The 24,652-nt window shown below is 72.3% G+C and carries 21 protein-coding genes; 18 read left to right on the plus strand and 3 right to left on the minus strand.

Going from position 1 to position 24,652, the window contains the following annotated elements:
- Positions 1-147: 147 nt before the first annotated feature.
- The 3 genes from AB0H57_RS18300 to AB0H57_RS18310 all read left to right on the plus strand — a co-directional run bounded on the left by AB0H57_RS18300 (position 148) and on the right by AB0H57_RS18310 (position 2,645).
- Positions 148-1,107: a heme o synthase gene (locus tag AB0H57_RS18300; RefSeq protein WP_357507843.1), complete on the plus strand. Its 960-nt coding sequence runs from the start codon at positions 148-150 to the stop codon at positions 1,105-1,107.
- 284 nt (positions 1,108-1,391) lie between these two features.
- Positions 1,392-1,721, plus strand: a complete 330-nt coding sequence (locus tag AB0H57_RS18305; RefSeq protein ID WP_357507845.1) for a hypothetical protein — start codon at positions 1,392-1,394, stop codon at positions 1,719-1,721.
- Positions 1,722-1,727: 6 nt separating this feature from the next.
- Positions 1,728-2,645 (plus strand): hypothetical protein, encoded by a 918-nt coding sequence (locus AB0H57_RS18310; RefSeq protein ID WP_357507847.1) that lies wholly within the window; start codon positions 1,728-1,730, stop codon positions 2,643-2,645.
- 57 nt (positions 2,646-2,702) lie between these two features.
- Here the strand turns inward: AB0H57_RS18310 and AB0H57_RS18315 are convergent, their stop codons facing one another.
- The gene (locus AB0H57_RS18315) at positions 2,703-4,370 is read right to left on the minus strand and encodes a right-handed parallel beta-helix repeat-containing protein (protein WP_357507849.1); all 1,668 of its coding nucleotides are present in this window, start codon (positions 4,368-4,370) and stop codon (positions 2,703-2,705) included.
- 73 nt (positions 4,371-4,443) lie between these two features.
- Positions 4,444-5,406, minus strand: a complete 963-nt coding sequence (locus AB0H57_RS18320; RefSeq protein WP_357507851.1) for a COX15/CtaA family protein — start codon at positions 5,404-5,406, stop codon at positions 4,444-4,446.
- Between the two features lie 131 nt (positions 5,407-5,537).
- Between AB0H57_RS18320 and AB0H57_RS18325 the strand changes: the two genes are divergently transcribed.
- From AB0H57_RS18325 to AB0H57_RS18375, 11 genes are all read left to right on the plus strand, one after another.
- Entirely contained in the window at positions 5,538-6,254 is a 717-nt protein-coding gene (locus tag AB0H57_RS18325) for an HTH domain-containing protein (RefSeq protein ID WP_357507853.1), read from the plus strand.
- Entirely contained in the window at positions 6,251-7,681 is a 1,431-nt protein-coding gene (sufB, locus tag AB0H57_RS18330) for a Fe-S cluster assembly protein SufB (protein WP_357507855.1), read from the plus strand. The genes AB0H57_RS18325 and sufB overlap by 4 nt, the downstream gene beginning before the upstream one ends.
- An 83-nt stretch (positions 7,682-7,764) precedes the next feature.
- Positions 7,765-8,964, plus strand: a complete 1,200-nt coding sequence (sufD, locus tag AB0H57_RS18335; RefSeq protein ID WP_357507857.1) for a Fe-S cluster assembly protein SufD — start codon at positions 7,765-7,767, stop codon at positions 8,962-8,964.
- On the plus strand, positions 8,964-9,290 hold the full coding sequence (locus tag AB0H57_RS18340) for a non-heme iron oxygenase ferredoxin subunit (protein ID WP_130402703.1): 327 nt from the start codon (positions 8,964-8,966) through the stop codon (positions 9,288-9,290). Before sufD ends, AB0H57_RS18340 begins: the two co-directional genes overlap by 1 nt.
- Entirely contained in the window at positions 9,290-10,063 is a 774-nt protein-coding gene (gene sufC, locus AB0H57_RS18345; protein ID WP_357507860.1) for a Fe-S cluster assembly ATPase SufC, read from the plus strand. The genes AB0H57_RS18340 and sufC overlap by 1 nt, the downstream gene beginning before the upstream one ends.
- Before the next feature lie 6 nt (positions 10,064-10,069).
- The gene (locus AB0H57_RS18350; RefSeq protein ID WP_357507862.1) at positions 10,070-11,407 is read left to right on the plus strand and encodes a cysteine desulfurase; all 1,338 of its coding nucleotides are present in this window, start codon (positions 10,070-10,072) and stop codon (positions 11,405-11,407) included.
- A gap of 45 nt (positions 11,408-11,452) precedes the next feature.
- Positions 11,453-11,929, plus strand: a complete 477-nt coding sequence (gene sufU, locus AB0H57_RS18355) for a Fe-S cluster assembly sulfur transfer protein SufU (RefSeq protein WP_357507864.1) — start codon at positions 11,453-11,455, stop codon at positions 11,927-11,929.
- Between the two features lie 76 nt (positions 11,930-12,005).
- Complete coding sequence (locus tag AB0H57_RS18360) at positions 12,006-12,407, plus strand: metal-sulfur cluster assembly factor (RefSeq protein WP_357507866.1); 402 nt, start codon at positions 12,006-12,008, stop codon at positions 12,405-12,407.
- Between the two features lie 323 nt (positions 12,408-12,730).
- A complete protein-coding gene (locus tag AB0H57_RS18365) occupies positions 12,731-13,354 on the plus strand; it encodes a LysE family transporter (RefSeq protein ID WP_357507915.1) in 624 nt (207 codons plus the stop codon).
- Between the two features lie 382 nt (positions 13,355-13,736).
- On the plus strand, positions 13,737-17,429 hold the full coding sequence (locus AB0H57_RS18370; RefSeq protein WP_357507868.1) for a M12 family metallo-peptidase: 3,693 nt from the start codon (positions 13,737-13,739) through the stop codon (positions 17,427-17,429).
- Between the two features lie 155 nt (positions 17,430-17,584).
- Positions 17,585-18,235: an acVLRF1 family peptidyl-tRNA hydrolase gene (locus AB0H57_RS18375; protein ID WP_357507870.1), complete on the plus strand. Its 651-nt coding sequence runs from the start codon at positions 17,585-17,587 to the stop codon at positions 18,233-18,235.
- Between the two features lie 39 nt (positions 18,236-18,274).
- On the opposite strand, the gene AB0H57_RS18380 is transcribed toward AB0H57_RS18375, so the two are convergent.
- On the minus strand, positions 18,275-19,186 hold the full coding sequence (locus AB0H57_RS18380) for a neutral zinc metallopeptidase (RefSeq protein WP_357507917.1): 912 nt from the start codon (positions 19,184-19,186) through the stop codon (positions 18,275-18,277).
- A gap of 245 nt (positions 19,187-19,431) precedes the next feature.
- Here AB0H57_RS18380 and AB0H57_RS18385 point away from each other — a divergent pair, with 245 nt between their 5' ends.
- The 4 genes from AB0H57_RS18385 (at position 19,432) to AB0H57_RS18400 (ending at position 24,636) form a co-directional block, all read left to right on the plus strand.
- A complete protein-coding gene (locus tag AB0H57_RS18385; protein WP_357507872.1) occupies positions 19,432-21,036 on the plus strand; it encodes an ABC-F family ATP-binding cassette domain-containing protein in 1,605 nt (534 codons plus the stop codon).
- 456 nt (positions 21,037-21,492) lie between these two features.
- Positions 21,493-21,720 carry a helix-turn-helix domain-containing protein gene (locus AB0H57_RS18390; RefSeq protein ID WP_007072022.1) on the plus strand — a complete coding sequence of 76 codons (228 nt, stop codon included), beginning with the start codon at positions 21,493-21,495 and terminating at the stop codon, positions 21,718-21,720.
- A gap of 46 nt (positions 21,721-21,766) precedes the next feature.
- Positions 21,767-22,534 carry an enoyl-CoA hydratase/isomerase family protein gene (locus AB0H57_RS18395; RefSeq protein ID WP_357507874.1) on the plus strand — a complete coding sequence of 256 codons (768 nt, stop codon included), beginning with the start codon at positions 21,767-21,769 and terminating at the stop codon, positions 22,532-22,534.
- A 119-nt stretch (positions 22,535-22,653) separates the two neighbouring features.
- Complete coding sequence (locus tag AB0H57_RS18400) at positions 22,654-24,636, plus strand: ABC transporter ATP-binding protein (RefSeq protein WP_357507919.1); 1,983 nt, start codon at positions 22,654-22,656, stop codon at positions 24,634-24,636.
- The last annotated feature ends 16 nt before the right edge of the window (positions 24,637-24,652 follow it).

Genomic DNA, 24,652 nt, shown 5'->3' on the forward strand with positions numbered 1-24,652 from the left:
AGCGTTCACCGCCGACTGTGACGGCCCGCACCCTGGTCGGGTCGCCCGGGCAGCGAAAACGACGACGCGTAGGCTGTGTTCCGGTGTGCGGGCCTGCGACGCGGGGCCGTACCCGATCTCCCTGCCGACGCCGGAAGGTGGCAATCCGTGAGCATGATCACCGAGCGCCCCGTCAGCAACCCTGGGGGGCAGCCGCCGGTGGGCACGGTGCCCGAGGCGTCCACGGTGGGCCGGCGGGACGTGCGGGCCGTGGTGGCCGCGTACGTCGCGCTGACCAAGCCCCGCATCGTCGAGCTGCTGCTGGTCACGACCGTGCCGGCGATGATGCTGGCGGACGGCGGTCTGCCGTCGCTGTGGCTGGTGGCCGTGGTGCTGATCGGCGGGTCCCTGGCGGCCGGCGCGGCCAGCGTCCTGAACTGCTACGTCGACCGGGACATCGACCAGCTGATGCGGCGCACCAAGCGGCGGCCGCTGCCCGCGCACACCGTGTCGCCGCGCAGCGCGCTGATCTTCGGGCTGGTGCTGGCGGCGGTCTCGATCGCGCTGATGCTGGCGTTCACCAACCTGCTGGCCGCCGGCCTCACCCTGGCCGCGATCGTCTACTACGACGTCGTCTACACCATCTGGCTCAAGCGCACCACCACGGCGAACACGTTCTGGGGCGGGGCCTGCGGGGCGGCGCCGGTGCTGATCGGCTGGGCCGCCGTGACGGGTTCGCTGGCGCCCCAGGCGTGGGTGCTGTTCGGGGTGGTCTTCTTCTGGCAGATGCCGCACTTCTATCCGCTGGCGATGAAGTACAAGGCCGACTACGCCCGGGCGGGCATCCCGATGTTGCCGGTGGTGGCCTCCGCGCGCCGGGTCAACGCCGAGATCCTGATCTTCGCCTGGCTGACCGTGGCCACCTCGCTGGCGCTCTGGCCGCTGGGGATGAGCGCGGTCTACGGGGTGCCCACGGCGGTGGTGGGCGGGTTCTTCCTGCTCGAGGCGCACCGGCTCTGTCGCCGGGTGAGCCGGGGTGAGGCGACGAAGCCGATGCGGCTGTTCCACTGGTCGACCACGTACCTGACCATCGTCTTCGCCGCCGTCGCCCTCGACGCGCTTCTCTGAGCCGCCCGGCCGGCCCCGACCGGATCGCGTTTTCGCAGGTCGGAGGGGCTTGGGGTCGGGCGCGACGCGCCCGAGGTGAAGGTGAATCAGGAATTGTTCTCGGTCACCCTCCGCCGCCACAACACGGACACACCAGGGCGAAGCCGCCCGCCCGTTCCAGCCGGTAATTTCCGACTTGTCCGGGCAATTTACCTGTGCTCCTCCTTAAACCCGTAGGTAATTGGCATCACAATTCGTACACGGTTCACCCACCTGCCGCCGGGATGGTGCATAGGCTTCGCGGCATGGCAGATGGTTCCGATTCGACGCTGACGGCTGAGCAGAACGTGCAGGCCCCCAACGGCCTGGTCGCCGGCATCCGGTCGTTCGCCGCCGGGCACGGTGGCGCCAAGGCCGTCATCGAGTACGTCGGCAAGCGCGGCGCCCGGATCGTCCTCGTGGGCGAGGACGGCGTGTGGGGCGACCAGTTCGCGGACGACACCGTCGTCGCGCGCGAGGCCTGCGCCAAGGCCGGCGTGACCGTGGAGAACGCCTGGGAGCGCGAGCTGATGGACGAGATGCGCCCGAGCAACGACCTCTGGCGGTCCATGGCCCGACGCACGATGGCCCGTTGACCTGAATTGACCCACCACCAGCAGTCGACCCGGGGGGAACCCCGGGTCGCTCTCGTCACCTGTGCCGCGCTGCCCGATCTCGACCCCGACGACCGGCTCGTGCTGGCCCCGCTCGCCGCCCGCGGCATCGCCGCCGAGGTGGCCGTCTGGGACGACCCGGCCGTGGACTGGTCCGGGTACGACCTGGTCGTGCTCCGCTCGCCCTGGGACTACGCGCTGCGGCGCGACGAGTTCGTCGCCTGGGCGCGCACCGTCCCGACCCTGGTCAACCCGGCCGACGTGGTCGCCTGGAACACCGACAAGCGCTACCTGGCCGAGCTCTCCGCCGCCGGGGCGCCCACCGTGCCCACCGGGTGGGTCGCGCCGGGCGACGGTTGGATGCCGCCCGCCGGCGGCGAGTACGTGCTCAAGCCGGCGGTCAGCGCCGGCAGCCAGGACACCGGCCGGTACGACCTGACCGACCCGGAGCACCGGGAGCTGGCCGAGGCGCACGTGCGGCGGCTCTCCGCCGCCGGCCGGGTCACCATGGTGCAGCCGTACCTGGACGCGGTGGACACCGCCGGAGAGACCGCGCTGCTCTTCCTCGCCGGGCCGGACGGGCTGGCCTTCAGCCACGCCATCCGCAAGGGCCCGATGCTCACCGGCCCGGACCGGGGCGAGGCCGCGCTCTACAAGGAGGAGCGGATCGACGCCCGGACGGCGACCCCCGAGCAGCGCGCCACCGCCGAGCGGGTGCTGGCCGCCGTCCCGGGCGGCACCGACCGGCTGCTCTACGCCCGGGTCGACCTGATCCCCGGCCCGGACGGCGCGCCCGTGCTGGTCGAGCTGGAGCTGACCGAGCCGAGCCTGTTCGTCGGGTACGCCGACGGCGCCCCGGACCGGCTCGCCGAGGCGGTCGTCGCCCACCTGGCCCGCCGGCCCTGACCGGGCGGCACCCTCGTCCCCCCGGTCTTCGCCGCCGGGGCCGGGTGCGTCGTCCGCTCAGTCGCGGTCGGTGTGGTTGCGGTCCCAGCGTCCGCCGATCGGCGGGGTGTCCAACCGCAGGGCGGCCCGGGAGCCGGCGAGGTCGTTCTCCTCGACCGCGCACGAGACGCAGCTGCCCGTCTCGGTGACCCAGAGCCCGTAGGCCTGCGTCTCGGTGTCCCGGTGCCAGATCCGGTTGGCCCGCACGCTGGCGGAGTCGAACGGGGCGGCGATCGTGATCCCGGCGCAGGCCGGCGGCCCGTCGGGCAGCTCGTACGCCGCGCCGGGCTCCGGGGTCGCCTCGTTCCAGGCGGTGGCGCCGTCGGGGCGTACCTCGGCCAGGGAGAGCCGGTTGCCGGTGTTGTCGGCCACCACCGCGGCCCGGGAGTCGACCTGGACGACCTTGCCCCGGTGCCCGCCGGCCGGCCAGTCCGCCGCGCCGTCGGTGACCTCGCGCAGGCCGTAGCGCACCGCGTCGCCGGAGCCCCGGTGGGCCGGCGCCGACCGGCGACCGTTGTCCCGGATCCGGTTGCCCACGATCGACGCGTCGAGCATCGGCCGGTCGATCCGGATCCCGTCCAGCGCGTTCTCCCGGATGTCGTTGTCCTGGATCACCACGTCGGTGGCCGCGCCCCGGTAGCCGTGGCCCAGGTCGTGCTCGTGGTAGCCGTACCCGCCGTTGCGGCTGATCCGGTTGCCCTGCACCGTGTACGGGCCGGGGGTGTTGCCCATGCTGATCCCGTCGCCGACGTTGCGGTCGATCACGCAGCCGGTGAGCAGGCCGCCGCGCCCGGCGACCCCGGCGGTGCCGTTGGCCGAGACGTCGAAGCCGGCCTCCAGGTTGTTGGTCATGGTGCAGCCGGAGACGATCAGCCCGTCCGCGCCCCAGTCCGAGATGCCGAACCGGTTGGCCTGGCTGTGACAGCCGATGATGCGGATGCCGCGCGGCGGGTCCCAGTAGTCCTTCTGCAACTCCAGGAAGATCCCGTTGGTGCCGTTGCCGACCGTGGTGCAGTTGGCGATGGTGAGGCGCTCCACATCACCCCAGCCGCCGATGCCGACGCCGATCCCCGCGCCACCCATCTGCTGGCCGTTGTCCAGCCGGCCGCAGCCCACCACGACCACCCCGTCGATCAGGCTGTCCTGCAGGAAGTCGCAGCCCAGGCCGGTCGCGCCGGTGTGGTGGATGTAGAGGTTGCGGAACCCGCCGCGTACGACGTACTGCAGCCCCAGGCCCTTGGCCAGGTAGTCGTACGCGGTCTGGCCCACGCCGGAGCCGTCGATCTCGAAGTCGGCGAACGTGCAGTCGGTGATGTGCCGGTCCCGGTCCGCGCCGTGCTGCACGGTGGTCCAGTAGGCGAGCGGGACCGGCTCGCCGCGGTTGCCCTCGTTGCTGAGCAGGAACCGGGTCGCCGCCGGGCCGGCGCCGATCAGCGAGACGCCGCTGCGCCAGACGGTGCCGGCGTCGCGGATCGAGTACAGGCCGGGCGGGCAGTAGATCACCCGGGCCCGGCCGTCGGCGTCGTACCCGGCGCCGAGGCGTTCCACCAGCGCGGCCAGGGCCGGCTGGTCGTTGGCCACCCCGTCGCCGGTGAGGCCGAACTCGCGGGCGTCGCACCACAACGGCGCGCCGGCCACCGGGGTCAGCCGCTGCGGGGTCGTCGTGGCAAGGCTCTTGCGCGACACCGGGCGCTCCCCTCGGGCGTACGGTCGGTGGTGCGGACCGCTTTCCCGTTCCCGCCCGGCGGTAACGCCGGGCTCAGGCGGCGGCGCCCACCGGCTCGGCGGCGGGCGCGGCCGGGACCGGCGGGGTTTCCGGGCGCCGCTCCCGGGTGGCCCAGAGCACGCCGAGCGTGGCCAGCAGCACCAGGCAGGAGCCGAGCATGTGCGCGGCGACCAGCACCGCGGGCAGGTTGGTGAAGTACTGGACGAAGCCGATCAGCCCCTGGCCCAGCTCGACCGCGAGGAGCACCCCGGCGGCCCGGGCGGCGCGCGGCACGCCCACCGCGCGGAACGCGAAGAGCAGCGCCACCGACAGGCCGATCAGCAGGAACACCCCGTCGGCGTGCACCTGGGAGATCGCCGCCGGGTCCAGGCCGTTGCGAGCCGCGCCGTGGTCGCCCGCGTGCGGGCCGCTGCCGGTCACCCAGGTGCCGACCACCAGCACCGCCGCGCTGACCACCGTGGTGAGCCAGGTGAGGGTACGCAGCGGCGCCGGCACGGTCGGGGTCACCGGTCCGTCCGGCTCCCCGGTGCGCCGCCAGAGCGCGTACGCGGCGGCGATCACCACCATCGAGGCGAGGAAGTGCAGCCCGACCACCCACGGGTTGAGGTCGGTCAGCACGGTGACGCCGCCGATGACCGCCTGGGCCGGGACGCCGAGCAGCACGCCCACCGCCAGCGGCAGCAGCCCGCGGCGGCGAGGACGGTGGGCCAGCACGGCCAGCACCACGGCGAGCGCGATGATCCCCACCGCGAAGGTGAGCAGCCGATTGCCGAACTCGATCACCCCGTGCACGCCCATCTCGGGCGTGGTGGTGTAGGACTCGTCGGTGCACCGGGGCCAGGTGGGGCAGCCGAGGCCGGAGGCGGTGAGCCGGACGGCCCCGCCGGTGACCACGATCGCCACGTTCGCGATGATCGAGGTGAGCGCCAGGCGGCGCAGCAGGGTGGCGGAGGCCGGGAACCGGACGGATCGCTTCACGGAGCGAATCCTACGCACCGTAGTTGATCCCGATCGGGTGACTCCGCCGCTCCGGTGGTCGGGATCACCGGACCCCGGGTTTGCGGGCCTGGTGCGAATTACGTAACGTTGGCGTTGTGAAAAACGCGGCGGCGCCATCCGGAGGGCCGGTGACCAGTACGGTCGCCAGCGCCCCGGCGTCCGCCGACCTCTCCACCCGGGACCGGGTCACCCAACTGCTGCTGGAGCGGGGGGCGACCACCGCCGCCCAGCTCGGCTCGGCCCTGGGGCTCAGCCCGGCGGCGATCCGCCGGCACCTCGACGCGATGCTCGCCGACGGTGACGTGGTCGCCCGCGAGCAGGCCGTGCGGGGCAGCCGGGGCCGGGGCCGCCCGGCCAAGGTCTTCCTGCTCACCGACGCGGCCCGGGTGCGCTGCGGCACCCACCACTACGACAACATGGCCACCGCCGCGCTGCGCTGGATCGCCCGCACCGGGGGAGCGCAGGCGGTCGAGGCGTTCGCCACCGAGCAGGTGGCCGCGTTGGAGAACCGCTGCCGCTCCGCCATGGAGGACGCCGGCGACTCCCCGCTCGCCCGGGCGGAGGCGCTTGCGGGCGCCCTGACCGCCGAGGGATACGCTGCCAACGCGTCCACGATCGCCTCCGGCGGCCAGCTCTGCCAGCACCACTGCCCGGTGGCGCACGTGGCCGCCGAGTTCCCCCAGCTGTGCGAGGCCGAGACGGCGGTCATCTCCCGTCTGGTCGGCACCCACGTGCAGCGCCTGGCCACCATCGCGCACGGCGACGGGGTGTGCACCACGCACATCCCGGCCCAGCCGCGTGCCCAGTCCGGTAACACCGTCACCACTGTGAGGACAGATAGATGACCGAGCAGATCGTCCAGCCCCTGACCCAGGAGGAGCAGCTCGCCGCCCTCGGTCGCTACGAGTACGGCTGGGCCGACCCCGACGTCGCCGGGGCCGCCGCGCAGCGCGGCCTGAGCGAGGCGGTGGTGCGGGACATCTCGGCGAAGAAGAACGAGCCGGCCTGGATGCTCGACCTGCGCCTGAAGGGCCTGCGGCTGTTCGGCCGCAAGCCGATGCCGGCCTGGGGCGCCGACCTCACCGGGATCGACTTCGACAACATCAAGTACTTCGTCCGGTCCACCGAGAAGCAGGCCACCAGCTGGGAGGACCTGCCGGAGGACATCAAGAACACCTACGACCGGCTGGGCATCCCCGAGGCGGAGAAGCAGCGGCTGGTCGCCGGGGTCGCGGCGCAGTACGAGTCCGAGGTCGTCTACCACAAGATCCGTGAGGACCTCGAGGAGCAGGGCGTCGTCTTCCTGGACACCGACACCGCGCTCAAGGAGCACGAGGACATCTTCAAGGAGTACTTCGGCACGGTGATCCCGGTCGGCGACAACAAGTTCGCCGCGCTGAACACGTCCGTGTGGTCGGGCGGCTCGTTCATCTACGTGCCGAAGGGCGTGCAGGTGGAGATCCCGCTGCAGGCCTACTTCCGGATCAACACGGAGAACATGGGCCAGTTCGAGCGGACGCTGATCATCGTCGACGAGGGCGCGTACGTGCACTACGTCGAGGGCTGCACCGCGCCGCTGTACTCCTCCGACTCGCTGCACAGCGCGGTCGTGGAGATCGTGGTCAAGAAGAACGCGCGCTGCCGGTACACGACCATCCAGAACTGGTCGAACAACGTCTACAACCTGGTCACCAAGCGCGCCGTCTGCCACGAGGGCGCGACCATGGAGTGGGTCGACGGCAACATCGGCTCCAAGGTCACCATGAAGTACCCGGCGGTCTACATGACCGGCGAGCACGCCAAGGGCGAGGTGCTCTCGGTGGCCATGGCCGGCGAGGGCCAGCACCAGGACGCCGGCGCCAAGATGGTGCACGCCGCGCCGCACACCTCCTCGACCATCGTGTCGAAGTCGATCGCCCGGGGCGGCGGCCGGACCTCGTACCGGGGCCTGGTGCAGGTGCTGGAGGGCTCGCACCACAGCCGTAGCACGGTCAAGTGCGACGCGCTGCTGGTCGACACCATCTCCCGCTCGGACACCTACCCGTACGTCGACATCCGCGAGGACGACGTGTCGATGGGGCACGAGGCGACCGTCTCCAAGATCAGCGACGACCAGCTCTTCTACCTGATGAGCCGCGGTCTGAGCGAGGACGAGGCGATGGCGATGATCGTGCGCGGCTTCATCGAGCCGATCGCCAAGGAGCTCCCGATGGAGTACGCGCTGGAGCTCAACCGCCTGATCGAGCTCCAGATGGAAGGCGCGGTCGGCTGACGACCGCTTCGCGGTCCGAGCCAGCCCAGCGGCCCGCCTTCCGATCAACGAATCGTCGTCGCAGAACACAGACCAAGGAAGAGATGACTATCCAGGCTTCCGCGCCGCCCAGCACCAAGTCGCAGGCGCTCCGCTCGTACGACGTCGCCGACTTCCCGGCCCTCACCGGCCTGGAGGAGGAGTGGCGGTTCACCCCGCTCAAGCGCCTGCGCGGCCTGGCCGGCGGCGACACCGCGCCGGCCACCGGCGCGGTCCGGCACGAGCACAGCGACCTGCCCGAGGGCGTGACCGTCGAGCGGATCGGCCGGGACGACGCGCGGCTGGGCAGCGTGCTGGTCCCGGTCGACCGGGTCAGCGCGCTGGCGTACGGCGGTTTCGACCAGGCGCTGCTGGTGCGGGTGGCGCCCGACGCGGTGGTGGCCGGCCCGGTCACCCTGCGGGTGGTCGGCGACGGCGCCGACGGGGTGGCCCTCGGGCACACCTTCGTCGAGGTGGGGCGCTTCGCCGAGGTGACCCTGGTGCTGGAGCACGTCGGCTCGGCCACGCTCGCCGACAACGTCGAGGTCTCGGTCGCCGACGGCGCGAAGCTCAACCTGGTCACCGTGGCCGACTGGGCGGCCGACGCGGTGCAGGCCCAGCACCTGAAGGTGAAGCTGGGCCGGGACGCCAAGGTGTCGCACATCCAGGTCAGCCTCGGCGGCGACCTGGTGCGGCAGTACACCAGCGTGGAATACACCGGCCGGGGCGGCGAGGCCGAGCTGTACGGCGTCTACTTCGCCGACGGCGGCCAGCACCTGGAGCACCGGCAGCTGGTCGACCACAACGTGCCGGACTGCCGCAGCTACGTCAGCTACCGGGGTGCCCTGCAGGGCGACGACGCCCGTACGGTCTGGGTGGGCGACGTGCTGATCCGGGCCGAGGCGACCGGCACCGACACGTACGAGATCAACCGGAATCTGCTGCTCTCCGACGGCGCCCGGGCCGACTCCGTGCCCAACCTGGAGATCGAGACCGGCGAGATCGCCGGCGCCGGCCACGCCAGCGCCACCGGCCGCTTCGACGACGAGCAGTTGTTCTACCTGATGGCCCGGGGCATCCCGGAGGGCGAGGCGCGCCGGCTGGTGGTCCGCGGTTTCTTCGCCGAGCTGATCAACAAGATCCCGGTCGAGGAGCTGCGCGATCGGCTCGGCGACGCGATCGAGGTGCGCCTTGCGAGCGGGATGAGTGAGCTTGCGAGCCCCGCACTCGCGAGCGAAGACGTCACTGCCAAGGCCGGCGCCTGATGATCAGGATCTGCTCGACCGAGGACGTGCCGAAGGGCACCGCGATCAGCGCGGACGTCGACGGCACCCCGATCGCCCTGGTGCACGGCGAGGACGGCAACTTCTACGCCGCCTACGACGAGTGCTCGCACGCCGCGGTCGCCCTGTCCGAGGGCGAGGTCGACGGCTGCACGCTGGAGTGCTGGCTGCACGGTTCGCGCTTCGACCTGCGCACCGGCGAGCCGACCGGGCTGCCGGCCACCGAACCCGTACCCGTCTATCCCGTCGAAGTCCGCGACGGAGACATCTACCTCAGCCTGACGCCGAGTAATGGAGTGACCCGATAATGAGCACCCTGGAGATCCGCGACCTGAAGGTGTCGGTCAAGCTGCCCGAGGGTGAGCTCAAGCCGATCCTGCACGGGGTCGACCTGACCGTGCGGTCCGGTGAGACCCACGCGATCATGGGCCCGAACGGCTCCGGCAAGTCGACCCTGGCGTACTCGATCGCCGGCCACCCCAAGTACGAGATCACCGGCGGCTCGGTGACCCTGGACGGCGAGGACGTGCTGGCCATGTCCGTCGACGAGCGGGCCCGCGCCGGCCTCTTCCTGGCCATGCAGTACCCGGTCGAGGTCCCCGGCGTCTCGGTGGCCAACTTCCTGCGTACCGCCAAGACCGCCATCGACGGCGAGGCGCCGAAGCTGCGCACCTGGGGCGGCGAGCTGCGCGGCGCCATGGAGCGCCTGCAGATGGACCCGGCGTTCGCCCAGCGCAACGTCAACGAGGGCTTCTCCGGCGGTGAGAAGAAGCGGCACGAGATCGTGCAGCTGGAGCTGCTCAAGCCGAAGATCGCCATCCTCGACGAGACCGACTCCGGCCTCGACGTGGACGCGCTGCGCGTGGTCAGCGAGGGGGTCAACCGGGTCCGGGACAACGGCGACACCGGGATGCTGCTGATCACCCACTACACCCGGATCCTGCGCTACATCAAGCCCGACTTCGTGCACGTCTTCGTCGCCGGCCGGATCGTCGAGCAGGGCGGTCGCGAGCTGGCCGACAAGCTCGAGGAAGAGGGCTACGAGCGGTACGCGGCCGGGGCCGGTTCGGCGCGGGCCTGATCCGACATGAGCGCCTCGATCGCGATTCCGGCGGGCATGCCGCAGTACGACGACGTGCCGCGCTTCGACGTGGCGCGGGTGCGGGCCGACTTCCCGATCCTGGACCGGGAGGTCAACGGGCACCCGCTGGTCTATCTCGACAGCGCCAACACCTCGCACAAGCCGCGGCAGGTGCTCGACGTGCTGCACGAGCACTACGCGCTGCACAACGCCAACGTGTCGCGCTCGGTGCACACCCTGGGCACCGAGGCGACCGAGGCGTACGAGGGCGCCCGGGCGAAGGTCGCCGCGTTCGTGAACGCGCCGAGCGTGGACGAGGTGGTGTTCACCAAGAACTCCACCGAGGCGATCAACATCGTGGCGTACGCGTTCTCCAACGCCTCGCTGCGCGCGGACGCCGCTGCGCCGGCTGCTCCGTCCCGCGAGACGGACGAACGCTTCCGGCTCGGCCCCGGTGACGAGATCGTGATCTCCGAGATGGAGCACCACTCGAACATCGTTCCGTGGCAGCTGCTCGCGGAGCGCACCGGCGCGACGCTGCGCTGGTTCCCGATCACCGAGCAGGGGCGGCTGGACGAGTCCGGCCTGGACGACCTGGTCACCGAGCGGACGAAGATCGTCTCGCTGGTGCACGTCTCCAACATCCTGGGCACCGCCAACGCCACCGCCCGGATCACCGAGCGGGTCCGCCAGGTGGGCGCGCTGCTGCTGCTCGACTGTTCGCAGTCGGTGCCGCACATGCCGATCGACGTGGTCGACCTCGACGCCGACTTCATCGTCTTCACCGGCCACAAGATGTGCGCGCCGACCGGCATCGGCGTGCTCTGGGGCCGGGGCGAGCTGCTCGCCGCGATGCCCCCGGTGCTCGGCGGCGGCTCGATGATCGAGACGGTGACCATGGAGCGGACGACGTTCGCCGCCCCGCCGGCCCGGTTCGAGGCGGGCACCCCGCCGATCGCCGAGGCGGTGGCGCTCGGCGCGGCCGTGGACTACCTGACCGGCGTCGGGATGCGGGCGATCCAGTGGCACGAGAAGGAGCTGACGGCGTACGCGCTGGATGCCCTGCCCACCGTGCCCGGTCTGCGGATCTTCGGCCCGACCGTGCCGGTCGGCCGGGGCGGGACGATCTCGTTCGCCCTCGGTGACGTGCACCCGCACGACGTCGGGCAGGTGCTCGACTCGCTCGGTGTGCAGGTGCGGGTCGGCCACCACTGCGCCAAGCCGGTGTGCGCCCGGTTCGGCGTACCGGCCATGACCCGGGCGTCGTTCTACCTGTACACCACCACCGAGGAGATCGACGCCCTGGTGGCGGCTCTGGAGCAGGCGCGGAAGGTGTTCGGATGAGCCGGGCGACGCAGGAGCCCGGCGAATCGATGGGAGTCCAGCCTGATGCAGCTTGAGTCTCTCTACCAGGAGATCATCCTGGATCACTACAAGCACCCGCACGGCCGTGGCCTGCGCGACGCCGAGGATCCGGCCGACCAGGTCGCCGAGGCGCACCACGTCAACCCGACCTGCGGCGACGAGGTCACCGTCCGGGTGGCCACCGACGGCGAGGTGCTGCACGACATCTCGTACGACGGGATGGGCTGCTCGATCAGCCAGGCGTCGGCGAGCGTGCTGCACGAGCTGCTGCGCGGCCGGGACGCCGGTGCGGCGTTCGTCGTGCACGAGGCGTTCGTCGAGTTGCTGTCCGGCCGTGGCCAGGTCACGCCGGACGAGGACGTGCTCGGTGACGGGGTGGCGTTCGCGGGTGTCGCCCGCTACCCCGCCCGGGTCAAGTGCGCGCTGCTGCCGTGGATGGCGTTCAAGGACGCCGCGGCACGCGCCGGGGTGGGCGTGAGCCCGACGGAGGTGAAGGCATGAGCGAGCGTCAGCGAGCGACTCATCAACACAGTGCGCAGGTGCCTCATGCCGGCGCCGAGCGAAGTGAGGTGACGGCATGAGCAACGAGGAGACCGTCGAGGCGCCGGAGACCGGCGCGGTGGCGACCGACGGCGCGGCGACGCCGGCCGGCGGCAAGGCCGCCGTCGCCGACATCGAGGAGGCGATGAAGGACGTCGTCGACCCGGAGCTCGGCATCAACGTGGTCGACCTGGGTCTGGTGTACGGCGTGCACGTCGGCGACGACAACGTGGCCACACTGGACATGACGCTGACGTCGGCGGCCTGCCCGCTGACCGATGTGATCGAGGACCAGGCCCGGCAGGCGCTGACCACCGGTCCGGGTGGCGGCCTGGTCGACGACATCCGGATCAACTGGGTCTGGCTGCCCCCGTGGGGGCCGGACAAGATCACCGACGAGGGGCGCGACCAGCTCCGTTCCCTCGGCTTCAACGTCTGACCGGGCGTCTCTCCGGTCGTTCGTCGAGCGCGGCACCCCGGCGGGGGCGCCGCGCTCGCGCGGCTGCGCCCTCGCCGCGCTGTGCGCGTGTCAGGCGGGGGCCCTCCTATACAAGATGCGTTGACCGGGGGTCCCTGCCAACGGCGCTCCACCCGGGGAGCCGGCGCGGCGGGGGCGGCGGGGAAATGGGTGGTGGGGGGTGCGAGGCGGGGGCAGGATGAGCGGGTGATCGAGGCGTACCCGGTGCAGGTCCCCGTCCGTGCGGCCACCGCCGCGCGTCGACAGCGCGTCCTGTCCCGGCCCGTCCCGGCCCGCCGCCCGTCATCGTGACGGCGTTCCTCGCCGGGCTGGTGGCCGGTTACGGGGTCGCGGTGCCGGTCGGCGCGATCGCCGTGCTGATCCTCGGGCTCAGCGCCCGTACGTCGTTCCGCGTCGGCGCGGCCGGGGCCCTCGGCGTCGCCACCGCCGACGGCCTCTACGCCGCCGTGGCGGCCCTGGGCGGCGCCGCGGTGGCCGGCCTGATCGCCCCGTACGCCGGTCCGTTGCGGCTGGTCGCGGCGGCGGTGCTGCTCGCGCTCGCCGGCCACGGCGCGTGGCGTGCCCTGCGGCCACCCGCCGCGACCGGTCCCCGGCCGGTCCGGCGCGGCCTCGGCACCCCGGCCCGGGCCTACTGGGCGATCCTCGCCCTGACCCTGCTCAACCCGGCCACCGTCGTCTACTTCGCGGCACTCGTCCTGGGGCGGGGCCACCCGGGCGGTGCGGACCTGGTGGCCGCCGGGCTGTTCGTGCTGGGTGCCTTCGCCGCCTCGGCCAGTTGGCAGTTGCTGATCGCCGGGGGCGGCACGCTGGTCGGCCGGGCCCTCACCGGCCCGCGGGGCCGGCTGATCACCGCGCTGGCGTCCAGTGCGATCATCGCCGCGCTCGCCGTCGCCGTGCTGGTGGGCTGAACCAGCCCCGGAGTGACCACAGTGGACGTCACGAGTGTGACAGTCGCATGACGGTTGATCTTCAAGGGTGTTACGACGGCATCGGCCGAACCGGCAGGTCCGGGCATCGAACGCATCGGCCTTTCTGCATCCCCGACCACCGGCGGTCGGCCGTCGGGGCGGGGGCTCCCGCGTGCGCCGCCGCCGTCGGCGGTCGACGGTCACCTGGCGGACGGACCGGCCGGCGTTCCGTCCACACTCGCCTCATCCTTCCGGCTGATGTCGGGAACCGTTCGTCCGCCTAGGTTCCTGACCAGTCCGTGGATCAGCCGCGCCCGCCCCCAGCAACCCCCCACCGGAGGCCCGGACGCGCCCACCACCCCTCATCGAGCAGGGAGACGCCTTGAGGAACATCCCGACGCGCCCGCCGCGCGACCGTGCCCCCGGCGGCCGGCCCCGGCGGCGGATCGTCACCCTACTGGTCACCGCGCTGGTGGCGACGGCCCTGCCGGCGCTGGCGGCGCCCGCGGCGGCCGGTGCCGCCCCGCCCGCCGACAGCGGGCCGTGGCGCAAGGTGGACGGCAAGCCGGCGCCCACCAAGGCCGGCAAGAAGGCCACCGTCAAGGCGAAGCGGCTGGCCGCGTTCACCCTGGACCGCGGCGGGCTGAAGAGCAGCCTCGACCGGGCGCCGCGCGAGCGCGCGAAGGCGGTCGCCGCGCAGCGGCAGATCGTGTCGCTGCCCGCCCCGGACGGCACCCTCCAGCGCTTCGAGCTGGTGAACTCCCCGGTGATGGAGGCCGGTCTCGCGGCAAAGCACCCCGAGATCACCACGTACGCCGGCAAGGGCGTGGACGACCCCACCGCGACCGTCCGGGCGGACCTCACCCCACTGGGCTTCCACGCCTCGGTCCGCTCGGCGGCCGGGAACTGGTACGTCGACCCGTACTACCACCTCGACCAGAGCCTCTACGCGAGCTACTTCGCCCGTGACCTGGAGAACCCGCACGGCACGTTCGTCGAGCGGGAGGACGTGACCGACGCGGCCCACGCGCTGGCCGACGAGGTCGCGGGGGCGCAGGCCGACGTGCCGGTCGGTCCGCCGGTCAAGCTGCGCACCTACCGGGTCGCCCTGGTGACCGACCCGTCGTACGCCACCTTCTTCGGCGCGGAGAACGTCACCGCCGCCAAGGTGACGCTGATGAACCGGGTGACCCAGATCTACGAGGACGAGACCGCCATCCGGCTCGTGCTGATCAACGACACCGACAAGACCAACCTGAACACCGCGGCCCTGGCCACCGAGCCCAACGGTCCGTGCGGCTCGGCGGCCTGCTTCACCCCGCAGCAGCTCACCTCGTGCGGCAGCGGCACGCTCAGCCGCAACCGGATCGTGCTCGGCCAGCTCGTCGGCGCCAGCAACTACGACGTCGGCCACATCGGTCTCGGCGTCAACGGCGGCGGCGTCGCCAGCCTCGGCGTGATCGGCGGCAACAGCAAGGCGCAGGGCTGCACCGGCCTGCCCAGCCCGATCGGCGACTACTACGCGGTGGACTACGTGTCGCACGAGATGGGCCACCAGTTCGCCGGCAACCACACCTTCAACGGCACCCAGCTGAACTGCTCGGGTGGCAACCGCAGCGCGGCCAACTCGTACGAGCCGGGCAGCGGTTCGTCGATCATGGCGTACGCCGGCATCTGCCAGCAGGACAACCTCCAGCCGCACAGCGACCCGTACTGGTCGCACCGCAGCTACACCGAGATCACCAACTACGTGACGTCGGTCCGGCCGGCGATCAACGAGGTGCAGACCGTCTCGCTGCGCGACTTCGACACCGACGGTGACTCGTTCACCGTCCGCTACAACGGCACCGACTCGGCGCCGATCGTGCGGGGCGGCAACTACACCACCGCCGGCATGAAGGCGGCCATCGAGGGGATCGCCGGCTGGCCGGCCGGCGCGACGGTCACCGTCGCCGCCTTCGGCGGCAGCGGCACCCTCAACGACGCCGGCTTCCAGGTCACCTTCGGCGGCACCCTGGCGGCGACCAACGTCGACGCGCTCGGGCTGACCAACCTCTCCGGCGCGGCCGGGTTCGTCGGCGAGACCGCCAAGGGCGGCGCCATCGACAACGGCGGCCACCTGGTCGAGGAGACCGCCAACCACGCGCCGGTGGTCACCGTGCCGGACACCGTCACCATCCCGGTGCGTACGCCGTTCGCGCTGACCGGCAGCGCCACCGACGCCGACGGCGACCCGCTGACCTACCTGTGGGAGCAGAACGACCGGGGCGCCACCGCCGGCACCGCGCTGGTGAACAACACCAAGACCAACGGCCCGCTGTTCCGGGTGTTCAGCGAGGCGGCGTACGTGTCGCCGACCGACACCCTGAAGTACCACTCGCCGGGCCTGAACGCGGTGACCACCGACTCGACCCGGGTCTTCCCGGACCTGCGGCAGATCCTGGCCGGCAACACGAACGCCAAGACGGGCGCCTGCCCGGCCGCACCACCGGCGCCCACCACCCTGTCGGCGGAGCTGGTCGACTGCTACTCGGAGTTCCTGCCGACGGCGGCCTGGGTCGGCTTCGCCAACGACCGGACCCTGCACTTCAAGCTGACCGCCCGCGACGGGCGGCCCGGTGGCGGCGGCCTCGGCAGCGCCGACGTCGCGGTGGTGCTGGCGCCGGGCGCCGGGCCGTTCCTGGTCACCTCGCAGGGCTCCGCGTCCGTCCTGGACGGTGGCTCGACCCAGACGGTGACCTGGGACGTGGCCGGCACCGACGCGGCGCCGGTCAACGCCGGCCAGGTGAAGATCTCGCTCTCCGCGGACGGCGGGCTGACCTTCCCGTACGTGCTGGCCGAGCGGACCGCGAACACCGGCAGCGCGACGGTGACCGTGCCCAACGTGGCGACCAGCCGGGCCCGGATCAAGATCGAGGCGGTCGGCAACGTCTTCTTCGACGTCAACGACGCCGACCTCACCATCCGCTCCGCCCCCGTGGTCGCCAACAACGCGCCGGCCGGCGGCGCCCGCGTCCAGTACAGCGACGCGCTCGCGCCGACCGTCACCGTCACGGCGACCGACGGCGACACCGCCGGGGCGGCGCTGACCGCGTCCGCCGCGGGGCTGCCGGCCGGCCTGTCCCTGGCCGTGGCTGGCAGCTCCGCGGCGGACGCCCGGCCCGGCAGCCGGACCTGGACGGTCACCGGCACCACCACGGCGGCCCCGGGTGACTACCCGGTCACCGTGACGGTGTCCGACGACGCCGGCCTGACCGGCAGCACCTCGTTCACCGTCACGGTCACCGCCGAGGACGCGGCGGCGACCTGGGCCGGCGACACGCTGGTGACCACCGCGACCGGTGGTGCCGCCGGCACGGCCCTGCTGCGGGCCGTCGTCCGGGACAGCTCGGTGCTGCCCGCGACGACGGACACCACCGCGGGTGACCTGCGCAACGCCACCGTCACCTTCACCGAAGGCGGCGTGACGCTCTGCACCGCGGCGGTGGAACTCCTCGGCGCGGCGACCACGAGCGGCTCCGCGGCGTGCCCGGCCACCCTGGCGGCGGGCGCGCACACCGTCACCGCCACGGTCGGCGGGCACTACGTCGGCACCAGCAGCGCGCAGGTGACGGTCGGGGTCTCCGACGGCGGCTTCCTCACCGGCGACGGCGAGCTCACCGCCACCCGTTCGGCCGGGGCGTACCCGGCCGACGCGAGGTCGAAGGTGGCGGTGGACCTGACCGCGAAGCCGGCCACCGCCGGCAAGGCCGCCTCCGGTGACGGGACCGTCGCCTTCCGCTCCGGCGGCCGGGCGTACACCGTCAAGGCCACCACGGTCGACGGGCTCGGCATCACCTCGGCCGGTAAGGCCGCTCAGGTGCGCTACCGGGCCAGCCTGTACGACAGCACCGGCAGGCTGGTCGCCGGCGGCCTGACGCTGGCGGTGACGGTCACCGACCAGGGCGCTCCCGGCCGGACCGACACCGTCGGGGTCACCCTGTGGCAGGGCGGCGCACTCCTCTTCTCGTCCGACTGGACGGGTGGCGGGACCGCCGAGGTCGCCCTGACGAGCGGCAACCTCACCGTCCACTGACGGCGCGGCTGATCCGGGAGGGCACCGAACGGTGCCCTCCCGGATCGCTGCCCACCCCACGCTGAAATCTCGGAAGTAGGGCGGGACACGGGGAGGGCGCGAGAGCGCTCTCCCCGTCACCCTTCCCGGTGCTCCGGGTGCCGTAGGGTCGTGGCATGAGCAGCAGACCCGCGGCCGGCGGCGGGCGGTGGGTCGAGATCGGCCCGGAGCGCACGGTCCGCTGGGTGGCCGGCTTCACCGACCGGCACGGCCCGCCCAGCACCACCCCCCAGCCGTACGGCCTGCTGCTCGCCGCCCCGGACGGCGCGACGGCCGAGCTGCACGCCCCACCGGGCGCGCCGGCCGGCGGGGACCTGGCCGCCTTCGTGGCGGCGGCGACGGCGCCCCGCCGGATCGGTCTGCTGCTGGCCCGCAAGGGCGCGGTGGCGGTCGGCGTGGCGGCGGGGGAGGAGCTGACCGTCTCCAAGGTGGACACCCGGTACGTGCAGGGACGCACTGCCGCGGGCGGCTGGTCGCAGCAGCGCTTCGCCCGGCGGCGGGACAACCAGGCGAAGGCGGCCCTGGGCGACGCGGCCGACCTGGCCGTACGCCTGCTGCTGCCGGCGGCGGCGACGCTGGCCGCCCTGGTCTGCGGCGGTGACCGGCGGGCGGTGGACACGGTGCTGGCCGACCGGCGGCTGGCCCCGCTCGCCGCGCTGCGCGCGGAGCGGCTGCTGGACGTGCCGGAGCCCCGGCACGCGGTGCTGGTCGACGCGATCGCCGCCGCCCGCGCGGTGCGGATCCTGGTCCGCGAACCGGGGGTGTGAGGCAGGGCCCCTCCGGACGGAGCGGGCCGAGCGGGAAAGTCAGCTGTTGGCGCCGAAGGTGTCGCAGGTCTTCGGGTCGCCGCTGTCGTATCCCTTGGCGAACCACTGCCGGCGCTGCTCGGAGGAGCCGTGGGTGAACTCCTCCGGGTTGACCGGCCGGTCGGCCCGCTTCGAGATGGCGTCGTCGCCGATCTTCTCGGCCGTGTCGATCGCCTGCTGGATGTCCTGCTCGGTGATGCTCTTGAAGATCTTTTTGCCATCCTCGTCGGCGGTGCCGGTGGCGTTCTTGGCCCACGCGCCGGCGTAGCAGTCGGCCTGCAGCTCCAGCTTGACCGAGAGCGCGTTGGCGTTGTCCGGGTCGCGCTGCTGCTGGCGGCGCATCTGCGCCTCGGTGCCGAGCAGGTCCTGCACGTGGTGGCCGTACTCGTGGGCGAGCACGTACGGCTGGGCGAACTCGCCCTCCGCGCCGAGCTGCTCGGAGAGCACCCGGTAGAAGGTCAGGTCGATGTAGACCTTGTCGTCGGCCGGGCAGTAGAACGGGCCGACCCCGGAGTCGGCGTTGCCGCAGCCGGTGCTGACGGCCTGGCTGAAGAAGACGGTGGTGGAGGGCTGGTACCGCTCGCCGAAGACCTCCGGCAGGGCGGTGTTCCAGTACGCCTGGATCGAGTTGACGTAGGCCGTGTTGCGGCAGTCCAGCTGCTCCAGCTTGTCCGCGGCGTCGCACTTCTGCGCCAGCGCGGTGTTGTCGCCGGTCGCCTCGCCGCCGTCGTTCATCGCGTTCAGCCCGAAGCCGCCGCCGACGAGCGCCACCAGCACGGCGATGATGATGCCCACGATCCCGCCCCGGCCGCCGCCGATGGGGATCGGGATGCCCATCCCGCCGCCGCCTCCGGACCCTCGCCGGTCCTCCACCTGGCTGGTGTCGATCCGCGCGTTCTCGTTCAGCTCCATGTTGACCCCGATCACCGAAAAATCACTTTTTGGGGGTTGCGGTGCCGGACCGGGTCCGGACGGCATTTCGGTACCCGATGATCTTGTCAGGTAATCCGGAACGGTCGCCGGGACGGCCCCGCTACACTTGTCCCGTGCTGCGCTGCGAAGGCTGAACGGCCCCGCGCCGACGGGAAGTGATGACCCGCCGGCGCTTTCGCGTGCCCTGAGTCAGCCCTTCCAGACCCCGAGAGCGAGTCCTCGAAATGATCACTGCCACCGGCCTCGAACTGCGCGCCGGTTCCCGGATCCTGCTGGCCGACACCACCCTGCGGGTGCAGCCGGGGGACCGGATCGGCCTGGTCGGCCGCAACGGCGCCGGCAAGACCACCACGCTGAAGGTGCTCGCCGGGGAGGGCCAGCCGTACGCCGGGCAGCTCGACCGGCGCAGCGCGATCGGCTACCTGCCGCAGGACCCGCGTACCGGTGACCTGGACGTCACCGGCCGGGACCGGGTGCTCTCCGCCCGCGGCCTGGACGTGCTGATGGCGCAGATGAAGGAACTCGAGGCGCGGCTCGCCGAGGACGCCGACGAGAAGCTGGTCCGCCGCTACGGCGCGCTGGAGGACCAGTTCGCCGCGCTCGGCGGGTACGCCGCCGAGGCGGAGGCGGCCCGGATCTGTTCGAACCTCGGCCTGCCGGACCGGGCTCTCGGGCAGACCATCGGCACCCTCTCCGGCGGCCAGCGGCGCCGCATCGAGCTGGCCCGGATCCTGTTCCGTGACGCCGGCGAGAACGGCGGCGGCATCCTGCTGCTCGACGAGCCGACGAACCACCTGGACGCCGACTCGATCACCTGGCTGCGCAGCTTCCTGGCCAACCACAAGGGCGGGCTGATCGTGATCTCCCACGACGCCTCGCTGCTGGAATCGGTGGTCAACAAGGTCTGGTTCCTGGACGCCACCCGATCCGTGGTCGACGTCTACAACCTGGGCTGGAAGGCGTACCTGGAGGCGCGGGAGACCGACGAGCGGCGCCGCCGCCGGGAGCGGGCCAACGCCGAGAAGAAGGCCGGCGCGCTGATGGCCCAGGCCGACAAGATGCGCGCCAAGGCCACCAAGACCGTGGCCGCGCAGAACATGGCCCGCCGGGCCGAGAAGCTGCTCTCCGGCCTGGACGAGGTACGCATCGCGGACAAGGTGGCAAAGGTGCGCTTCCCCAACCCGGCGCCGTGCGGCAAGACGCCGCTGACCGCCACCGGCCTGTCCAAGTCGTACGGGTCGCTGGAGATCTTCACCGACGTGAGCGTGGCGGTGGACCGGGGTTCCCGGGTCGCCATCCTCGGCCTCAACGGCGCCGGCAAGACCACCCTGCTGCGGATGCTCGGCGGCCTCCTCGAACCCGACACCGGCGAGGTACGCCCCGGCCACGGGCTGCGGCTCGGCTACTACGCCCAGGAGCACGAGACGCTGGACGTGGAGCGGACCATCCTGGAGCACATGCGCAGCGCTGCCGCGGACCAGACCGACACCGACCTGCGCAAGATCCTCGGCGCGTTCCTCTTCTCCGGCGAGGACGTGGACAAGCCGGCCGGCGTGCTCTCCGGCGGCGAGAAGACCCGGCTGGCCCTGGCCACCCTGGTCTGCTCCGGGGCGAACGTGCTGTTGCTCGACGAGCCGACGAACAACCTCGACCCGGTCAGCCGGGAGCAGGTGCTCGACGCGATCGCCCGCTACCCGGGCGCGATCGTGCTGGTCACCCACGACCCGGGCGCGGTGACCGCGCTCAAGCCCGACCGCGCCATCCTGCTGCCCGACGGCGACGAGGACGCCTGGTCCGACGACCTCCTCGAACTGGTCGAGCTGGCCTGACCCGGCTCAGGCCGGGTTTCACCAGGACTGGCCGAGCCGGGCGGCGAGGTGGGGCACGACGCCGGAGTTGAGCAGCATGGTGGCGCCGATGGCGATGAACACCGCCATCGGACCAGCCAGTGCCCCACCCGGCCGAGCCGGTGCTCCGAGCGGCCACGAACAGGACGGTGAGCACCACGACGTCGTCGAGGTTGGCGGCGGCGAAGACCAGGGCGGCACCGCCCGCGCTGGTCAGCAGGTCGGTCACCGGGGCAGCGTACGGCTCGGCCCCCCGGTCCGCCCGACACGATCCGCCCGGGGAGCGCCCGACCGGTCGGCGGCGTCACTCTATCGGGAAGGTGACACTCCATAGCGTGTCGGTTGGCGAAGAGTTGATATCTGGCGCATGATCGTTCGAGGCGGTCTAATAGGTGGGACCGTATCCGAACCGCACAGTCTGGGACGTGAGGAATCAGCATGGCAGCCACCGGCACAGCCACCAGCACTGAGAAGGGTCGCCGGATCGTCGGGGCCGAGCGCCAGACGCTCGCCAAGGACCTGGTAAAGCGGTACACCGGGGGAGAGAGCATCCGCGCGCTCGCGGCCTCGACCGGCCGATCCTACGGGTTCATCCACCGGGTGTTGACCGAGTCCGGGGTGCAGCTGCGCCAGCGCGGCGGTGCCCGGCGCCGCAAGAAGGCGTGACCCGCCGCCCAGCGTCGTCCATCAGCGTCGCACCTCGGGCGGTCCGGTGACCGCCGAGACGGCCGGGGTGCGACTCGACTGCGACGGGCCGGTCGCGACGGTCACGTTGTGCCGGCCCGACGTGCTCAACGCTCAGACGCCGGCCACGTGGCAGGCGATGAGCGACTTCTCCCGGGACCTGCCGGGCGACGTCCGCGTGGTCGTCGTGCGCGGCGAGGGGCGGGCCTTCTCCGCCGGCCTCGACCTGTCGGTGGCCGGCGCCTCCGGGCCGGGCTCCTTCGCCGAGCTGGCCACCCTGCCCGAGCAGGAGTGCGCCGACCGGATCGCGACGTACCAGGGCGGTTTCACCTGGCTGCACCGGCCGGACGTCATCTCGGTCGCCGCCGTGCAGGGGCACGCCATCGGCGCCGGGTTCCAGCTCGCGCTCGCCTGTGACCTTCGGGTGCTGGCCGCGGACGCGCGGCTCGCCATGGCCGAGGTGACCCTCGGGCTGGTGCCCGACCTGGCCGGCACCAAGCGCCTGGTGGAGCTGGTCGGCTACGCCCGCGCGTTGGAGATCTGCGCCACCGGCCGCCGGATGGACGCCGCCGAGGCGGACCGGATCGGCCTGGCCAGTCTCGTCGTGCCGAACGACGAGCTGGACGCGGCGGTGCAGGACCTGACCGCCGGCCTGCTGGCCGGCAACCGCGACGCGGTCGTCGAGATCAAGGCCCTGCTCGCCGGTGCCGCCGGCCGTTCCCACGCCGAGCAGCAGCGGGCCGAGCGCGAGGCGCAGACCCGCCGGATCCGTGACCTCGCCGGGCGGGGAGAATAACTCGTAAGGACCGTTCGGGAAGATCCGGGTTACTCGCGAGGTTGTCGTAGGGGTCGGGAGAATTGACCCGACGGTTGCCGGCCGTCCGCGAACCCCCGGAGGTGACAGTGTCCAGCCCGATGCACGGTGGCGGGATGGGTGGCTGGAGCATGCTCCGGTCCATGCGCGCCAAGGACGAGGTCAACGCCCACCAGCTCAAACGCGGCACCGCCAGGCGGATCGTCGCCTTCGCCCAGCCGTACCGCCGGGACATCGTGATCTTCCTGGTCACGGTGGTGATCGCGGCCGTGATCGGGGTCGCCACGCCGCTGCTCGCCGGTGACGTGATCGACGCGATCGCGCAGGGCGGTCCGGACGCCCGCTCGACGGTCGTCCGGCTGGCGCTGTTCATCGGCGCGCTGGCCGTCGCCGACGCGCTCTTCTCGCTGGCCCAACGGTGGTATTCGGCGCGCATCGGCGAGGGGATCATCCTCGACCTGCGCACCCGGGTCTACGACCACGTCCAGCGGATGCCGCTGCAGTTCTTCACCCGGACCCAGACCGGCGCGCTGGTCAGCCGGCTCAACAACGACGTGCTGGGCGCCCAGCGGGCGTTCACCTCCACCCTGTCCGGAGTGGTCAGCAACGTCATCCAGCTGGTGCTCACCGCCGCCGCCATGCTGATCCTCTCCTGGCAGATCACCCTGCTGGCGCTGGTGCTGCTGCCGATCTTCATCATCCCGGCCCGCCGGGTCGGCCGCCGGCTCGCCGAGATCACCCGCGAGTCGTACAACCTCGACGCCAAGATGAACGCCACCATGACCGAGCGGTTCAACGTCTCCGGCGCGCTGCTGGTCAAGCTCTTCGGCTCGCCCGAGGTGGAGGCGGACCGGTTCGGCCGCCGGGCCGAGCGGGTCCGGGACATCGGCATCCAGTCCGCCATGTACTCGCGGACCTTCTTTGTGGCGATGCTGCTGGTCGCCTCGCTGGCCCAGGCACTCACCTACGGCCTGGGCGGCTGGCTGGCGGTCACCGGCGCGGTCAGCGCCGGCACGGTGGTCAAGCTGGCCCTGCTGCTCACCCGCCTGTACGGCCCGCTCACCGCGCTGTCCAACGTCCGGGTGGACGTGATGAGCGCGCTGGTCTCCTTCGACCGGGTGTTCGAGGTGCTCGACCTGCGCCCCGGCATCGAGGAGAAGCCGGGCGCGACGGCCGTGCCGAGGGGCAACGGCCGGGTCGAGTTCCGCGACGTGCGGTTCCGCTACCCGAGCGCCGCCGAGGTGTCGCTGGCCTCCCTGGAGGAGGTCGCCACGTTGGACCGCACGGTGAACGAGCCGGTGCTCAAGGGCGTCTCGTTCGCGGTCGAGCCGGGGCAGATGGTGGCCCTGGTCGGCCCGTCCGGCGCCGGCAAGTCCACGCTGTCGATGCTGATCTCCCGGGTCTACGACGTCTCCGACGGGCAGGTGCTGGTCGGCGGGGTCGACGTCCGGGACGCCACGCTCGCCTCGCTGCGCGACGAGATCGGTGTGGTCACCCAGGACTCCCACCTGTTCCACGAGACCATCCGGGAGAACCTGCGCTACGCCAAGCCCGACGCCACCGACGACGAGATCTGGGCGGCGCTGGCCGGCGCGCAGGTCGCCGACCTGGTCCGCGCCCTGCCCGACGGGCTGGACACCACGGTCGGCGAGCGGGGCTACCGCTTCTCCGGCGGCGAGAAGCAGCGCATCGCCATCGCCCGGCTGCTGCTCAAGGCCCCGTCGATCGTGATCCTCGACGAGGCCACCGCGCACCTGGACTCGGAGAGCGAGGCGGCGGTGCAGCGGGCGCTGTCGGTGGCGCTGACCGGGCGTACCGCGCTGGTGATCGCCCACCGGCTCTCCACCGTGCGCGACGCCGACCAGATCCTGGTCCTGGACGAGGGGCGGATCGTCGAGCGGGGCCGGCACGAGGAACTGGTCGCGGTGGGCGGGCTCTACGCCGAGCTGTACCGGACCCAGTTCGCCGTCGCCGACTCGCCCATCCCGTACGCCGAACCGGAGCAGCCGGAGCCGGTGGTGACCACCGTGCCGCTGGGCACGTACGTGGCGCAGGAGGCGCTGCCGCCGGCCGCGGCGAACTGACCCGGCGGCCGGCGGC

Origin of the sequence: Micromonospora sp. NPDC050686, assembly GCF_040654475.1 — a bacterium.
Lineage (GTDB): Bacteria > Actinomycetota > Actinomycetes > Mycobacteriales > Micromonosporaceae > Micromonospora.

Coding starts and splice junctions, on each gene's coding strand:
- AB0H57_RS18305 (WP_357507845.1), top strand. CDS start 1,392: ATGGCAGATGGTTCCGATTCGACGCTGACGGCTGAGCAGAACGTGCAG.
- sufB (WP_357507855.1), top strand. CDS start 6,251: ATGACCGAGCAGATCGTCCAGCCCCTGACCCAGGAGGAGCAGCTCGCC.
- sufD (WP_357507857.1), top strand. CDS start 7,765: ATGACTATCCAGGCTTCCGCGCCGCCCAGCACCAAGTCGCAGGCGCTC.
- AB0H57_RS18340 (WP_130402703.1), top strand. CDS start 8,964: ATGATCAGGATCTGCTCGACCGAGGACGTGCCGAAGGGCACCGCGATC.
- sufC (WP_357507860.1), top strand. CDS start 9,290: ATGAGCACCCTGGAGATCCGCGACCTGAAGGTGTCGGTCAAGCTGCCC.
- AB0H57_RS18350 (WP_357507862.1), top strand. CDS start 10,070: ATGAGCGCCTCGATCGCGATTCCGGCGGGCATGCCGCAGTACGACGAC.
- sufU (WP_357507864.1), top strand. CDS start 11,453: ATGCAGCTTGAGTCTCTCTACCAGGAGATCATCCTGGATCACTACAAG.
- AB0H57_RS18360 (WP_357507866.1), top strand. CDS start 12,006: ATGAGCAACGAGGAGACCGTCGAGGCGCCGGAGACCGGCGCGGTGGCG.
- AB0H57_RS18375 (WP_357507870.1), top strand. CDS start 17,585: ATGAGCAGCAGACCCGCGGCCGGCGGCGGGCGGTGGGTCGAGATCGGC.
- AB0H57_RS18380 (WP_357507917.1), bottom strand. CDS start 19,186: ATGGAGCTGAACGAGAACGCGCGGATCGACACCAGCCAGGTGGAGGAC.
- AB0H57_RS18385 (WP_357507872.1), top strand. CDS start 19,432: ATGATCACTGCCACCGGCCTCGAACTGCGCGCCGGTTCCCGGATCCTG.
- AB0H57_RS18390 (WP_007072022.1), top strand. CDS start 21,493: ATGGCAGCCACCGGCACAGCCACCAGCACTGAGAAGGGTCGCCGGATC.
- AB0H57_RS18400 (WP_357507919.1), top strand. CDS start 22,654: ATGCACGGTGGCGGGATGGGTGGCTGGAGCATGCTCCGGTCCATGCGC.